General features: G+C 57.4%; 9 protein-coding genes and 1 CRISPR repeat array. All 9 genes read right to left on the bottom strand.

Annotated features, from left to right (window positions below; genetic code table 11):
* Nucleotides 1-23: 23 nt before the first annotated feature.
* A CRISPR array of direct repeats spans nucleotides 24-3,746; the repeat unit is 32 nt; unit sequence ATTTCAATCCACGCGCCCGTGTGGGGCGCGAC.
* A gap of 159 nt (nucleotides 3,747-3,905) precedes the next feature.
* Complete coding sequence (gene cas2, locus RWS31_RS09965; protein WP_314598009.1) at nucleotides 3,906-4,196, bottom strand: CRISPR-associated endonuclease Cas2; 291 nt, start codon at nucleotides 4,194-4,196, stop codon at nucleotides 3,906-3,908.
* A 27-nt stretch (nucleotides 4,197-4,223) separates the two neighbouring features.
* Nucleotides 4,224-5,255 (bottom strand): type I-C CRISPR-associated endonuclease Cas1c, encoded by a 1,032-nt coding sequence (gene cas1c, locus RWS31_RS09960; protein WP_314598008.1) that lies wholly within the window; start codon nucleotides 5,253-5,255, stop codon nucleotides 4,224-4,226.
* A gap of 3 nt (nucleotides 5,256-5,258) precedes the next feature.
* A complete protein-coding gene (gene cas4, locus RWS31_RS09955; RefSeq protein ID WP_314598006.1) occupies nucleotides 5,259-5,918 on the bottom strand; it encodes a CRISPR-associated protein Cas4 in 660 nt (219 codons plus the stop codon).
* Complete coding sequence (gene cas7c / locus RWS31_RS09950) at nucleotides 5,918-6,802, bottom strand: type I-C CRISPR-associated protein Cas7/Csd2 (RefSeq protein WP_009646939.1); 885 nt, start codon at nucleotides 6,800-6,802, stop codon at nucleotides 5,918-5,920. Before cas7c ends, cas4 begins: the two co-directional genes overlap by 1 nt.
* The gene (gene cas8c / locus RWS31_RS09945) at nucleotides 6,803-8,542 is read right to left on the bottom strand and encodes a type I-C CRISPR-associated protein Cas8c/Csd1 (RefSeq protein ID WP_314598004.1); all 1,740 of its coding nucleotides are present in this window, start codon (nucleotides 8,540-8,542) and stop codon (nucleotides 6,803-6,805) included.
* A gap of 1 nt (nucleotide 8,543) precedes the next feature.
* A complete protein-coding gene (gene cas5c / locus RWS31_RS09940; protein ID WP_314598003.1) occupies nucleotides 8,544-9,200 on the bottom strand; it encodes a type I-C CRISPR-associated protein Cas5c in 657 nt (218 codons plus the stop codon).
* 262 nt (nucleotides 9,201-9,462) lie between these two features.
* Nucleotides 9,463-11,721, bottom strand: coding sequence for a CRISPR-associated helicase Cas3' (gene cas3 / locus RWS31_RS09935; RefSeq protein ID WP_314598001.1), 2,259 nt, complete (start codon nucleotides 11,719-11,721; stop codon nucleotides 9,463-9,465).
* A 190-nt stretch (nucleotides 11,722-11,911) separates the two neighbouring features.
* Nucleotides 11,912-12,628: a SprT family zinc-dependent metalloprotease gene (locus RWS31_RS09930; RefSeq protein WP_314597999.1), complete on the bottom strand. Its 717-nt coding sequence runs from the start codon at nucleotides 12,626-12,628 to the stop codon at nucleotides 11,912-11,914.
* Between the two features lies 1 nt (nucleotide 12,629).
* Nucleotides 12,630-15,059, bottom strand: coding sequence for a DNA gyrase subunit A (gene gyrA / locus RWS31_RS09925; RefSeq protein ID WP_314597998.1), 2,430 nt, complete (start codon nucleotides 15,057-15,059; stop codon nucleotides 12,630-12,632).
* Nucleotides 15,060-15,069: the final 10 nt, after the last annotated feature.

Here is a 15,069-nt window from a genome sequence, read left to right as displayed (position 1 = left end):
GCACGCGGGCAGCCTCGCGTCAAATTTCAATCCACGCGCCCACGTGGGGCGCGACCCTGGCAGCGACCATCTCACGGCTGCTTGACAAATTTCAATCCACGCGCCCACGTGGGGCGCGACAAAAAGCCGATCGACATCAAAGGTAAGGCTTCTATTTCAATCCACGCGCCCACGTGGGGCGCGACGCGGGGCTCGCGCACGGCATCCTGTTCGCCGTAATTTCAATCCACGCGCCCACGTGGGGCGCGATCGCCACATCAGATAAAATTATCCGCCGCGCTTCTTATTTCAATCCACGCGCCCACGTGGGGCGCGACTGGCTGATTCTGCGTGCCGCACGCCCGTCACGACATTTCAATCCACGCGCCCGCGTGGGGCGCGACCGTGTTCTCCCCATATTTCCGAACGAGTGTCTTAATTTCAATCCACGCGCCCGCGTGGGGCGCGACGATACTCGGTGCGATCGCCGTGCGTGTGATTGCTATTTCAATCCACGCGCCCGCGTGGGGCGCGACGTAATAAACGATATGAATAGAACCGATCTGACTGATTTCAATCCACGCGCCCGCGTGGGGCGCGACTGGTCGAGGTTCGGATTTTCGTCGCAATCCCAGAATTTCAATCCACGCGCCCGCGTGGGGCGCGACCGCCGATGACGCCGAGGATGTGCGTGGACATGCGATTTCAATCCACGCGCCCGCGTGGGGCGCGACAGTACCTTGTACGAAAATATTTACCTGCATAGATATTTCAATCCACGCGCCCGTGTGGGGCGCGACCGAGCCGCGTCTTGAAATATGCAAGCCCGTTTCGATTTCAATCCACGCGCCCGTGTGGGGCGCGACGAGGCGACGAGCAAAGTTTTCTGAAGTGCCGTCTATTTCAATCCACGCGCCCGTGTGGGGCGCGACTGCCGGGCACGACAGGATCGTTGCACTTGCAGCATTTCAATCCACGCGCCCGTGTGGGGCGCGACCTCAGAAAATACTGCGAACTCCTGCTCGTCCTCGATTTCAATCCACGCGCCCGTGTGGGGCGCGACCGCACTACATCAAAATGCCGCGATCCGCGCCCAAATTTCAATCCACGCGCCCGTGTGGGGCGCGACCCTTTGGAGGCTTGCCCTGCCTCCACGCAGACTGAATTTCAATCCACGCGCCCGTGTGGGGCGCGACTGTCCGCCAACATCTTGGGAAGCGTCGCCCCGCATTTCAATCCACGCGCCCGTGTGGGGCGCGACACTCGATGTTACACAGCAGGCTGTAGGGCGATGGATTTCAATCCACGCGCCCGTGTGGGGCGCGACCAACAAACGTCCTCTGACAGTGTACAGTCAAATAATTTCAATCCACGCGCCCGTGTGGGGCGCGACTCTTATCGCCCGCCCATCGCATCGAGCAATAAGATTTCAATCCACGCGCCCGTGTGGGGCGCGACAAAACAGGCAGCCGGAAGCGCCGTCGCTGATGACGATTTCAATCCACGCGCCCGTGTGGGGCGCGACGCCGTTCGGCAGCTTGATTTCCAGCAGTGGGACATTTCAATCCACGCGCCCGTGTGGGGCGCGACCTCCGTCTCGAGCGAGGGCGATAGTTCCCGACCATTTCAATCCACGCGCCCGTGTGGGGCGCGACCATTTGCCGAGTGGGCGGCGTTCTACGACAAAAAATTTCAATCCACGCGCCCGTGTGGGGCGCGACGGAAGCAGCACGCCATTGATGATCCAACCGATGAATTTCAATCCACGCGCCCGCGTGGGGCGCGACGGCGCAGTAATGCAAATTTTGCCTTTTCTGTGTCATTTCAATCCACGCGCCCGCGTGGGGCGCGACGCAAGCGTGGCGTACTCCTTCAGCGTGTTCAGGTATTTCAATCCACGCGCCCACGTGGGGCGCGACCGGCGTTGGGGAAACACTCCTCGATGAGTTTGTGATTTCAATCCACGCGCCCACGTGGGGCGCGACCGGGCGGCATTGACACCTTTGGCGCGATCAAACAATTTCAATCCACGCGCCCGCATGGGGCGCGACCTCATCCAATGCCGCGCGGACATCGCGCTCACGATTTCAATCCACGCGCCCGCGTGGGGCGCGACAGCGTGCAATCCGACGACATCCACCATGCACGCTGATTTCAATCCACGCGCCCGCGTGGGGCGCGACAAATCCGGCTCTTCGGTCGCCGGGCGGTCAATGAATTTCAATCCACGCGCCCGCGTGGGGCGCGACACTGTCGCAAGTCGATACATATAGTGATTTTATAATTTCAATCCACGCGCCCGCGTGGGGCGCGACTGCGCGTCCGGCTGCTGTACTCATTGCCGAGTGTATTTCAATCCACGCGCCCGCGTGGGGCGCGACGCTGACATCCGTCTGCAGGAGCGTGAGCTGAAGGTATTTCAATCCACGCGCCCGCGTGGGGCGCGACGAGAATGTGTGCGCATCCCGATTGAACTCATCTGATTTCAATCCACGCGCCCGCGTGGGGCGCGACCTGCATCACCTTGTTGCGAGGGGCACGATCGACATTTCAATCCACGCGCCCGCGTGGGGCGCGACGCATAAGATGGTCGCCATACTGCGCGAACTGCGAATTTCAATCCACGCGCCCGCGTGGGGCGCGACGAGCTTGCACAGCCCGATTCTATCCGATCTGCTTATTTCAATCCACGCGCCCGCGTGGGGCGCGACCCTGAACCATTTCTGCTTTTCGGTGGTCAATATATTTCAATCCACGCGCCCGCGTGGGGCGCGACAACCGCGTCGTTTCGATCGATCCAGTAGCTTAGACATTTCAATCCACGCGCCCGCGTGGGGCGCGACGACATTCTGGATCTCCCCATCGCGACAGCACAGGCATTTCAATCCACGCGCCCGCGTGGGGCGCGACGTACACCGACGGCTCTGCAAAATTCTATATCCTCATTTCAATCCACGCACCCGCGTGGGGCGCGACATGAGATGTGGATTTGGTCAAGGATGTTTGACCAATTTCAATCCACGCGCCCGTGTGGGGCGCGACTATACAGCAAAATTGCCGATGTCTGTGTCAGCATATTTCAATCCACGCGCCCGTGTGGGGCGCGACGTCTCGCACTGCGTGCGGGGTTGGCTGTCGAGAAATTTCAATCCACGCGCCCGTGTGGGGCGCGACGACCCGACAAATAATCCAGCACCATGGCACACAATTTCAATCCACGCGCCCGTGTGGGGCGCGACGGCCGGAGGTGTTTGAGGATCTCGTCAAGCAGATGATTTCAATCCACGCGCCCGTGTGGGGCGCGACCGGGGGTAATGACGGGTGATTGGGCTAGAGCATGATTTCAATCCACGCGCCCGTGTGGGGCGCGACGCAGATGCTCAGCATCCCCATGTTCTCCGCGCACATTTCAATCCACGCGCCCGTGTGGGGCGCGACTGCCCGTCTGCCCCTCAATGTCTGCGCGTGTGAATTTCAATCCACGCGCCCGTGTGGGGCGCGACAGATCAAGGACTATGGCGACATCATTCCCGTGTCATTTCAATCCACGCGCCCGTGTGGGGCGCGACGCAATCAGCTCGATGCGCCTCTGCAAACCCTTTTTATTTCAATCCACGCGCCCGTGTGGGGCGCGACTGTCCAACGTGCTCAAGGGCGTAGAGGACGCGCTATTTCAATCCACGCGCCCGTGTGGGGCGCGACGACCTCTCTATCAAGGTGGATCATGACAAAAAGATTTCAATCCACGCGCCCGTGTGGGGCGCGACTATGCCTGTTTACACTGGCTTAATTACAGCGGTCGCGCTATATTTTTCGCGAACCTCATTTTTGGCCGTGCTGTTACAGGCATTTTTCGTCGCAAAGTCCTCTGTGTGATACGGGTTCGCACAGAGATTTTGCGGCTATTCTCGCGAAGGAGACGCCTGCTACAGCATCAAAGTTCCTTCAGGCTCATAACTTGGTTTTGCACCGACGTGCTGCGTTTTTCCTGCGTATTTATTGCCCAAATTATAGAAACGCAGGCTGTCCTTTTCTTGGTCGATCAAAGTAGTCAATTCATGCCGCAGGGCGCAAAATTGCGCTTCATCGAGAACGCATTCAAACACGGAATTCTGCACGCGCTGTCCGTGGCGCACGCAGCATTTCGCCACTTTTCTCAAGCGTGTGCGGCCGGCAGGTGTTTCCGTATTGACATCGTATGTCACGAGAATCAACATTTCCGCCGCCCCCTCCATCTTTCCTGCTTATTTCCACAAAAACGCCGGATATTCCTCCAAGTCCCCGCGTAAATATCGTGCCAGCAGGAGGGATTGGGCATGGGGAACCAAGCCCCAAGGGAGTTTTTCCTTGAGAAACGGATGCGTGATCTGTTCCCGCTTCTTATCCTGCCATTCCTTGAGGACGAGCTTACGCCCAGCATCATTGAGCCAGACGGCGCCGTTCTCTTTTTTCTCAAAATGCTCCGGCTTGATGATGCGATTGTTGATCAGCGTGAGTACGAGGCGATCGACAAAGAGACTTCGCAGTTCCTCCATGAGATCGAGCGCCAAGGATTCCCTGCCCGGGCGATCGCGGTGCAGGAAGCCAACATACGCATCAAGTCCCACGCCTTCCAGCGCGGAGGCACAGTCATGCGCCAGCACGGTATACAGGAAAGACAGCATGGCATTGACGCGATCAAGAGGCGGACGCTTGAGGCGGCCTTCCAGGGAAAATGCGTCCTTGTTCTGCAAAATGAATTGATTGAACAACGAGAAGTACAGATGTGCGGCATTTCCTTCAATACCGCGCATTTCATCAAGCGACTGCACTCGATGCAAGCTCTGCAGGCTGCTTTTAAGTTCCGCGCTCACTTGCGCAAGCGCCGTCAGATCCAAGCTCAGCGGATGGTCGCGCTTCATTCTTTCGACAAGGGTACGCGTGTTGAAGATTTTTCCGAAAAGGAAATCCGCCGCGAGTTTCGCACTCTCCGCATCATCTTCCGAGCGGCGATACTGCTCCTTGCGCAGGAGCACATTGCCTCGCACTTCCCCACAGGAGCGCGCAAGGAATCGCCCACGCGGACTGAAAAAGCAAAGCCCGATTTTCGCTTGGGCGCACGCGCCCATCAAGGCAGGGCTCGCTCCCTTATAGGTGAAGCAAAGGATATTTTCCAAAGTGAGCAGCGGAATCCGTCCCAGCACTTTTTCTTCCTGCAGTACGACGACATTCTCATTTTCCAAAGCCACATACGCATCTTCGGTCAAAATGAACAGGGTATTGAGTATGTGACGCATAGCTCACACCCCCTTCAAGGCAGCTGCATAATAGTCGGAAACATCCACCGCTTTTTCCAGTTTCGGCAGGCACAGGTCTTTCAGCGAACAGCTGCGGCATTTTTTCGTCACCTTGACCTTGGGTGTCGCCCTACGGGAATATTCCTTGTGCATTTCAGCGAGCGTATGCAGAACGAAATCTCGCAAATCTTGCGTGATTTCCACCTTCTGCCGCCGATGGATTTCATCATAAAAAAGATAACCGACAGAGATATGGCAGCAAAGCATTTCCTCAAGGCAAAGCGCCTGCAGGACGAGCTGTGAAACATCCTCTTCGCCGTCTTTCGGCTTGCCACGCTTGTATTCAACGGGGACGGGACGCCAAAAACCTTCCTGCCCGTGCAGCCTCGCGCCTGTCTTTTCCCTGTGAAATTCCACGACATCCGAGACGCCGCTCACACCGAGCTTTGCCGAAGAAATGCGCAGAGCGCGCGCCACGAGCAAATCCCCGCGCGATTCGTGCAGACTGCCGTCATGACATTTCTCGTGGACAATCTGCCCCTCGACTGTACGCAAGTTTTCCTGCCATTGCTGCTCGATCTGAATGAGCGCCCACTGCCTGCGGCAAAAGAGGAAATGCTGGATGCCGGCGACATCCAGCCACTCCTCTTCGCGATATGCCATCAGCTCATGCGCGTGCAGGTCACACCTTCCGGCAGATCTGCTTCATCGACGGTGACCTCATAATCCTGATAGCTGCGCGCCGGCTCCTCCGCCGCCTTCTTTTTGACATGAATGCGCTCAAAAAGCTTGTAGGACGGCGCATTGCCAAGCTCGCTTTCGTGGCGGAAGACGATGAGTTCGCGCGTCGCCATATTGCCGCGCGCCGCCGAGCGGTCAAGCTCAAACATGCGCAGGATCGCCTGCCACAAGAGCGCCAAGTCCTCTTCGGAGAAGCCCGTCGTCTTGCGCGCAAGGTTTGCTGAAACATAGCCTTCGACCTTGTAGAGCGCATAGGGTACGATGAATTTGCGGCCGATTTCCGTCTTCTTCGTCTGCGCGTCCTTGATCGTCGTGATCGCCGTGCGCGTGATGGTGATCTCCTGCGGCAGAATGGGATCGATGCTGCGCGCAAAGCCGAGCTGTACAGGACCGCGTACCTGTCCGCAGTTCAGCGCTCCCTGCACGAAGGTCGTCATGACGGCGCCGAAGGTGCGGATATCGAAGAAATTGCTGCACATGAAGTCGCGAATCTTGCCGTCGATTCCAGGATCCGCCGCCTTGACCTTCTTGATGTCCTTGATGCCGAGGTGGTCACAGGCCTCTTGGTCGCTTTGAGCGAGCGGCACGTTTTCCTTGATGTAAATGCGATAGCCCGGCTTCCCTTCCTGCGCCGTTTCCACGTAGTTGCGAATCTTCCGCTTGAGGCAAACGTCGGTGACCAGTCCGTGTCCGGTCTCTTGATCGACGCGCGGCATGTTGCCCGCATCGGGATCGCCGTTCGGATTGCCGTTTTCGACATCAAAAAGAATGACAAAATCATACCGATTTTTGATTGCTTCCGCCATTTACTTTTCCTCCTTCTTTTCGTACCGCTTCTGCTTCTGATGATAGTAACCAAGGATGAATACACCCTGCTCCTCAAGCGGCAAATGACGCGGCATATCCTTGGCGTCCAGCTTTCCCATGATCTCCGACAGCTTCTTGTCCAAATAGACTCTGGGCGCCGTCTCCAACTTTTTCAAGTGATGAAGCGCGAGCTTCTGCAGCATCGGGAACACGTGCGCCGGCGTTCCACAGGCAGAATCAAAGAAACGGTCGCGAATCGTCGCCTTGATCTCAGGATTCGCCTTCTCCTGCACCTCTTCCAAAACGGCGAACCAGCGTCCGAGCAAATAAGCAACATCGGTCGAGTTTTCATCTAATGCCACAGCGATCTTCCTCCCTCGATTTCGCATCAAATATGCTTTCAAAAAGTCGGCGCGCCTTGCATTGATTTTCCGCTCTCCCTGCTCTGCATGAATGCGCAGCAAAATGTTTTGGAATACGGACACAGGATACTTGCCGCCGGTCAAAACGGCTCGCAGCATAGCTCCTGCCATGATGGGAGAAGCCATCTTCACCTTGGCGTTGGGATTCACCGTTTCGCGCAGGAGCTCCCACAACGGCACATTGCCGCGCGTCTCCCAGCTCGGGCGGACAATCTTCATCTGCTCCATGTGCAGGGCGAGGTTCTTCAAGAAATCCCCGAAAGATCCTTGCAGGAAGAAGCGTACGGAAAGCCGCGCCGCATTGGGCGCCAGACCCAGGATATAGAAGGGATTGGCATAGGAGATTGCCACGCCCTCGTAGTCGATAGCCGCTCCTGCCTGCACCTTTTTCAGCACAGCGTCCAGCAGATCATCGGTCATCTTATCTTCATCGCCAAAAAGCATGCCGCAAAGCAGGTCTTGCGCCGCCTCGCTCTCCTCCTCGGCCCAATAGACCATCGTCGTGTCGCCTATGATCTTCGTATGTTCGCGATCAGCAAGCAAGGCATTGAGCGCCGTACCGTAGGCAAACGCCGCCTTCTTCGACACGGGAGCATTGCCGCCCTGCTCGCCGTCGTGACCGTAGGATTCGTAGGCATTGGCATTGAAGGAGACGAGCATAGCTCCCGTTGCTTGGGCGCCCGTGACACCCTTGAGCGCCGGATGCTTGACGGCGATCGGCGCCAATGCACCCGTCACGAGGCAGCGGCGTTTTTCCTCAGCGCCGCTCGCATCGAGATGCGTTTCCCACGCCTCACGCACGGCCGGCTCTTCGTGCACGAAGGTGCTCGCCACACGGAATACGAGGTTCGCCCCGGCAAGAATCTCATCGGCATAAGACGCGAGAGCCGGATGCGTGCGCACCATCGATTCACCGCCCTGCCAGTGCCCGAAAAAAGCGATGACAGCGCGAGCAGCGTCCGACCCGGCACCATCCAGAATCTCCTCGTGCAGAGCCTTCGCAGCCGCAAAACATTCTGCCGTACGCTTGGGCTTTCCTTTCAGATCAGCGCCTAAAAAATACGACGAATTATCGCAAAGGAAAAACGGGGCTATGCCAGCCGTCCTCGTTTCTCCTGCCGGAACAATAAGTTCCTGCGGTCGATCCACTTCCTTCTTGCCACGCAAAACCTTCTGGATGAGCGGCAATACTTGAAGCAATTCTCCTTCTTTGGAAAGCAAGAGTGCAAAGGAAACATTACGCTTCTCCCAACCATCTCTGGGCAACCGTCCCTCTTTGCACTCCGTCTCATATCTTTCAACCAGTGCTTGGAGCATTTCAGCGGTACACCTCACAATCCCTAAGGTCGAGCACACCGTCCACAAGCTGTGCTTGGAAAAACATCGGCTGAAGATTCTTGGGATCCGAGTAGTCGATATCATAGAGCATGAAGCCCAGATCTTTCGTTTCCCCATTTGTCGGCGGAAGCTCCGCTTCCTCGTACAGCCGGAAGCGCGCGGGAAACTCGCGGCAGCCCAGATACGGTGCATGATAGCACTGTCCCTTACGTGCGCGTCGGCAGAACATCTCACGGAATTTCCCCTCGTTGTCCGATGCCGATGCCTTCTCCGTCATCTCGAAATGCGCTTCAATGATGTAATGCGGTTCCTTCAAGATGGTGGCGGCACGCTGCTGGATATCCTCCTTCGTAGACTGATAGAGTTCCCCACGCTCTTTCTCCGCAAAAGCCTTCACCGTACGCGCAGGAATCTTTGCCTTGAGCTCGTTGCGGCGGACGTTGGTAAACTGAATTTTAGATAGGATAAAAATCCTATCTATACGCCATTTTAGGCCTGGATGCCAAAACACGGCTTCCAAGACCCCTCGCGCTGCGCTCGGCGTCATGACGGCGTAGGAAAAGCGCTCCGCCTTCAACTCCGGCCGCGTGAAGCACGCCGCTTCGCCCCAAACCTCAAGGCGAACGCCATAGGCCATAAAATCACCTCCATATATTTTCTTTTGATATGTAACATGCAAGTAATAGCACAACGAATTACACCTGTCAATTCAAAATTCTATAAATCACTAAGAAAATTGACAGAGATACATAGAAATAATAAAATGATGTTGTCGTGAAGATTGTATCTCACGAGGATTGAAATTTTTGTTAAGTCACATGTTCGAGCAAAAGCGGGGAGATTTTTTCAGATCTCCCCGCTTTCGTCTGTGCGGAGAAACACGATTTCATGCAGCGAATCTACAGGAACATTCCTTCTCCCTCTCCAACATTATTCGATAGTCCCTTTTCTGAGTCATATACCGCCATATCAACGAGCACGGCGAGGTTTTCATCAAGCATGCGGATTTTTCCCTGCGCGGCAAGCTGTTCGAACGGCGCTTCGGCATATCCCGTATAGACAGTCACGATGTAGCGTCCGACCTTTCGCATAAGCGAACGCGATCTCTCTCCTTGTTCCAGCCGCGCCAAGAGCGCCTGTCCCTCCTCGGTTTGCGGAATGAAGATCGGCTTGGTACGATCCTCGATCAGGCGCACATCGTTTGCAATATTGGCAAAGGCAAACTTCCCCGACTGTCCCATGATGTCTTTCTTGTCCAGACGATTCTTACCGCTCAGATCGTACAGCTCTTCAAAGTAGCGGCGGATCGCTTCGGGACTTGCCAAGTCCTCGGCAAAACTCCGCGCCACATTCTTTGTGATCTCAGCTGCCAACTGCGCGCTTTGCGCCAGCTTTTCCAGAGAAAAGACATGCACAACGCTTTCCTCTGCCGACCTCCTGCCCTCGCGATTGCAGCGACCCGCCGCCTGCACGATGCTGTCGAGGCCGTTGATCTCACGGTAGACGCAGGGAAAGTCGAGGTCGACGCCGGCCTCCACGAGGCTCGTCGAAATGACGCGGCACGGCTTGCCGTCCTTGAGCCGTGCGCGAATCTCCTCCAATACCTGCTCGCGATGCACGGGATAGAGATTCGTGGACAAGTGGTATGTTCCTTCGTCTTCCCGCAGCAAATCGAAGACACTCTGCGCCGTCTTTTTCACATTGACGATACAAAGCACCTGCTCATGAGTCGCCAGCTCTTCGGCAAGCTCCTCTTCCGTCATCACCTCTTCGCGCAGCTCGATCTTCGTGCGCCGGAAAAACGCTGCATTTTCCATGAGCGCCGGGCAGATTTCCAGTGGCTGCATATCATCGGAGAAAAACTGTCCCAGAGGCGGCTGCGTCGCCGTACAGAGCACCGCCGTACACGCATAGTGCCGCACGAGCGCCTCGATTGCGGCGAGCGAAGGACGCAAGTAATCCATCGGAATCATCTGCGCCTCATCGAAGATCACGATGCTCTCGGCAAGATTGTGCAGTTTGCGGCATTTCGACGGGCGATTGGAAAAAAGCGATTCGAAAAACTGCACGTTCGTCGTCACGATGACGGGCGCATCCCAGTTCTCCGTCGCCAGCCGCTTGCGGTTCATATCCGTATCCTGCACATCGTCATAATCCACATTCTGATGATGCTCGACGACACTGTCCGACCCCAGCAAATCCCGAAAGACAGCCGCATTCTGCTCGATGATCGACGTATACGGTATGACATAGATGATGCGCCTGCGCTTTCTCTTGGCATGAGCTGCATAATGCAGAGCAAACGCCAGGGAAGAAATCGTCTTGCCCCCTCCCGTCGGTACGGTTAGCCGGTATAAATTCCCTCGTGCTTCTTTTCCTGCGGCGATGCTCTCGGCGAGGAGCGCGGAACGCTTTTCGTTGATCGGCAACCGCAGTTTTCGCTTTTCTTTTTCCGTCTTCGGCTTCGAAAATTTCTCTTCAAGGCTCTCCTGCAGGCGTTCGAGCAAGGTTTCCATAGAAGCAAAACCTTCCCGCTCGACATTCCCCGCCGACATGAAAGCTTCCGTGTCGAGAAAGTCCGCATCGACGAGACAGGAAAAAAGCATGCGCGTATAGAGCATCGCGGAGAGCGGCGCACGCGCGGCTTGCGCCAACAAGAGCGACGGCGGAGGCAAGGTCTGCGGCAGATCCACCTCGTGATAAGCACGGTAATCGGGCAGATTCCGTCGCTTGAGCCTGCCCAAAAGCGTGCCTTCTTCCGCTGTATTTGCCGCCGTACCCTGATTCGGTATGCCGCCATGATGGCCTGCGATGCAGAACGCCATCACCTGCGCCATGCCTCTGCCGAGCCGTCTGCTTTGCTCATCGTCCGCGCTCTGCCGCAGCTTCACGATTTCCTGCGCCCCCGCCGTCGAATGGTCGATGCGCCCCCTGCGCCGTTTCTTCTCCTCCTCGTCCGCACGCATATACGCTTGAAACTCGCGCGAATACTTGCCGATATCGTGGTACAAGCCCAGGAGTCGCCCCATCGCCTCCTCGCCGAAAGCGGCGGCAAAGCGCCCCGCAAGATCGGCAACGCCCGTCAGATGGTCGCACAAAAGCTGCTCGCGCCCCGTTTCCTCATCGAGATGCCCAAGATAAGCAGAAGATTTTGTCATTTCAAACACCTCCAAGAAATTACGAAGAAACTCGTCGGAGATAGAAATTTCCGCTTCCCTTCCAAAAGCCATACATGTTATTTCGACAAACAATTTCCATTTCCTGTATAGATGCTCCTGCACAGCTGGCAGGCAAGCGTCAAAAGAGCCGCCTCGCCATACGACGGCGGGCGGCTCTTTCCTATTTTCTTCAATCCTCAAGCGGCGTGTTGACGATCTTCTTGCGCTCGCGCCAGTCAGGGCAGAACTTGTCCATGAGGCTCTTGAAATGCGCATTGTGGTAGCGCTCCCATAGATGCGTAAGCTCGTGAATGATGATGTATTCGAGGCAGAAAACCGGATATTTGGCGAGCTGCAGATTCAGCCAGATGCGGCGCGCGCGGATGTTGCAGGTGCCCCACTTCGTCTTCATGTTCTTGATACGCCATTCAGCGGCGCTCTTGCCGACGATCGTCTCTGCGCGCGCCAAGAGCGGCGGCACGGCTCGCGCGAGTTCGCGGCGATACCATTCGTTCAGCAGAGCTTCACGCTCGGCGGGGCTGCTCTCGGCCTCCTGCGCCTTGAGGCTCAGGATGAGGCGGCTGCCATCTCGCAGGACGATGTTGCAGCCGCGTCCGAACTTCACGATGAGCCGGAGCGGCTCGCCCCAGACGAAGAAGCGCTCGCCGCTTAGGAAGCGGCGAGCGCTTGGCAGAGGTTTCGCGACGATCTTCGCCTGCTTTTCCTCGATCCATGCCCTATGCTTGGCGACGAAGCGTGCGAGCTCTTCGAGCGTCGCGCGCTTCGGTGCGCTCAGGCGCACCGTGCCTGCGGGCGGCACGACGCGCAGATAGATGTTCTTGATGGACTTTCGTTCAAGCTCGACGGGGATTCCCGCGAGCGCCAGAGATATGACGGGATTTCCCATATCAGTTGTTCTTCTGCTCCATCACGGCGAACGATGCTGCCTTGTCGCCCTCGCCGAGGCGCACGACCTTGACGCCCTGCGTGTTGCGGCTAATGACGGAAATCTCGTCGACCTTCGTGCGGATGACGATGCCGTCCGTCGTGATGAGGATCAGCTCCTGTCCCGGACGCACGACCTTGAGGCCGATGACTGCGCCCGTCTTTTCCGTGACCTTCATGTTGATGAGGCCCTTGCCGCCGCGCGTCTGCAGACGATATTCGCTCGTCTCTGTGCGCTTGCCGTAGCCTTCCGCCGTGATCGTCAGAACCTCGGCATTGCGCGCGAGGTTGTCCATGCCGACGACCACATCGCCCGCCTTCAGGTTGATGCCCTTGACGCCGCGCGCCGTGCGTCCCATCGAGCGCACATCGTCCTCGGCGAAGGCGACCGCCATGCCGCCCGCCGTACCGAGTATCACATGCTTTTCGCCGTCCGTGAACTTGACGCCGATGAGGTCGTCGTCCTCGTCGAGGTTGATCGCATTGAGCCCGCCTCTGCGAATCGACTGGAACTCGGAAAGGCTCGTCTTCTTCACGATGCCCTTCTTCGTCGCCATGAAGAGGTAGCGCTCGGGCAGGAACTCCTTGACCTGGATGACCGCCGTGATCTTCTCCTCGCTCTCAAGCTGCAGCAGGTTGATGATCGCCGTGCCCTTCGCCTGACGGCTCGCCTCGTTGATCTCGTATGCCTTGAGACAGTAGACGCGCCCGCGGTTCGTAAAAAAGAGGATCGTGTGGTGCGTCGTCGTCACGAGGATATTTTCGACGAAGTCGGCTTCCTTCGTGCCCATGCCCGTCACGCCGACGCCGCCACGCTTCTGGCGGCGATAGGTGTCGAGCGGCATGCGCTTGATGTAGTTGTTGTGTGTAAGCGTGATGACGACATCTTCCTGCGCGATGAGGTCTTCGACGTTGATCTCGGAGGTGTCGATCGTGATCTCCGTGCGCCGCTCGTCGCCGTACTTCTCGCGCACGGCAAGAAGCTCGTCCTTGATGATTTTGTCGATCTTTCCCTCGTCGGCGAGAACGGATTTGAGCCAGTCGATCATCTTCAAGACCTCTTGGTACTCTTCCTCGATCTTCTCGCGCTCAAGACCCGTCAGACGCTGCAGACGAAGGTCGAGGATCGCCTGCGCCTGCTTCTCGCTGAGCTTGAAGCCTTCCATCAGGCGCTCACGCGCGATGTCCGCCGTGCGGCTCTCGCGGATCGTCGTGATGACGGCGTCGAGGTGATCGAGCGCGATGGTCAAGCCTTCGAGGATATGAGCGCGCGCCTCGGCTTTCGCCAATTCGTACTTCGTGCGCCGCGTGATGACGTCCTGCTGGTGCTTGATGTAGTAGTGCAGCACCTCTTTCAGCGTGAGCACGCGCGGACTGCCGTCGACGAGCGCGAGCATGATGACGCCGAAGCTGTCCTGCAGCTGCGTGTGCTTGTAGAGCTGGTTCAAGATGACGTTGGCGTTCGCGTCGCGGCGCACGTCGATGACGATGCGCATGCCGCTGCGGTCGGACTCGTCGTTCAAGGCCGTGATGCCCTCGATCGCCTTGTCGCGCACGAGCTCGGCGATCTTCTCGACGAGACGCGCCTTGTTCACCTGATAGGGCAGCTCCGTCACGATGATGCGCGAGCGGCCGCTCGACGTCGTCTCGATGTGCACGCGCGCGCGAAGCTTGATGACGCCGCGCCCCGTCGTATATGCCTGACGTATGCCCTCCGTGCCGAGGATCAGTCCCGCCGTCGGGAAATCCGGCCCCTTGATGACCGTCATAAGCTCCTCAACGGTAGCATCGGGACGGTCAATAAGCATCAACGTGCCATCGATGACCTCGCGCATGTTGTGTGGAGGGATGTTCGTCGCCATGCCGACAGCGATTCCCGCCGTGCCGTTCGTAAGAAGCTGCGGGAACTTCGCGGGCAGCACGGTCGGCTCTTTCAAGGACTCGTCGTAGTTCGGTGCGAAATCCACCGTCTCCTTGTCGATGTCCTGCAGCATGAGCTCCGCGACCTTCGACATGCGCACCTCGGTGTAGCGCATCGCTGCCGCCGGATCACCGTCAACCGAGCCAAAGTTACCGTGACCGTCGGCGAGCATGTAGCGCATGGAAAAATCCTGCGCCATGCGCACGATCGCATCGTAGACAGAGCTGTCACCATGCGGGTGGTACTTACCGAGGACTTCGCCGACGATGCGCGCCGACTTCTTGTACGGCTTGCCCGAACCCATGCCTGCTTCCTGCATCGCATAGAGGATGCGGCGATGCACAGGCTTCAGACCGTCACGCACATCCGGCAGGGCGCGGGCGACGATGACACTCATCGCATAGTCGATATAGGAATTCTTCATCTCACTTGCGAGATTTACAGGAACAATCTTCCCCTCGCCAAAATCCACACTCTCACCC

The sequence above is a fragment of the uncultured Selenomonas sp. genome (genome assembly GCF_963528755.1).
GTDB lineage: Bacteria > Bacillota > Negativicutes > Selenomonadales > Selenomonadaceae > Selenomonas.
Note: the sequence above shows the minus strand (reverse complement) of the source record. Positions and strands in the feature narration are given on the sequence as shown.

Bases quoted from the DNA above. Each gene is read 5' to 3' on its own strand.
- cas2 (WP_314598009.1), bottom strand. From the start codon at position 4,196: ATGTTGATTCTCGTGACATACGATGTCAATACGGAAACACCTGCCGGC.
- cas1c (WP_314598008.1), bottom strand. From the start codon at position 5,255: ATGCGTCACATACTCAATACCCTGTTCATTTTGACCGAAGATGCGTAT.
- cas4 (WP_314598006.1), bottom strand. From the start codon at position 5,918: ATGGCATATCGCGAAGAGGAGTGGCTGGATGTCGCCGGCATCCAGCAT.
- cas7c (WP_009646939.1), bottom strand. From the start codon at position 6,802: ATGGCGGAAGCAATCAAAAATCGGTATGATTTTGTCATTCTTTTTGAT.
- cas8c (WP_314598004.1), bottom strand. From the start codon at position 8,542: ATGCTCCAAGCACTGGTTGAAAGATATGAGACGGAGTGCAAAGAGGGA.
- cas5c (WP_314598003.1), bottom strand. From the start codon at position 9,200: ATGGCCTATGGCGTTCGCCTTGAGGTTTGGGGCGAAGCGGCGTGCTTC.
- cas3 (WP_314598001.1), bottom strand. From the start codon at position 11,721: ATGACAAAATCTTCTGCTTATCTTGGGCATCTCGATGAGGAAACGGGG.
- RWS31_RS09930 (WP_314597999.1), bottom strand. From the start codon at position 12,628: ATGGGAAATCCCGTCATATCTCTGGCGCTCGCGGGAATCCCCGTCGAG.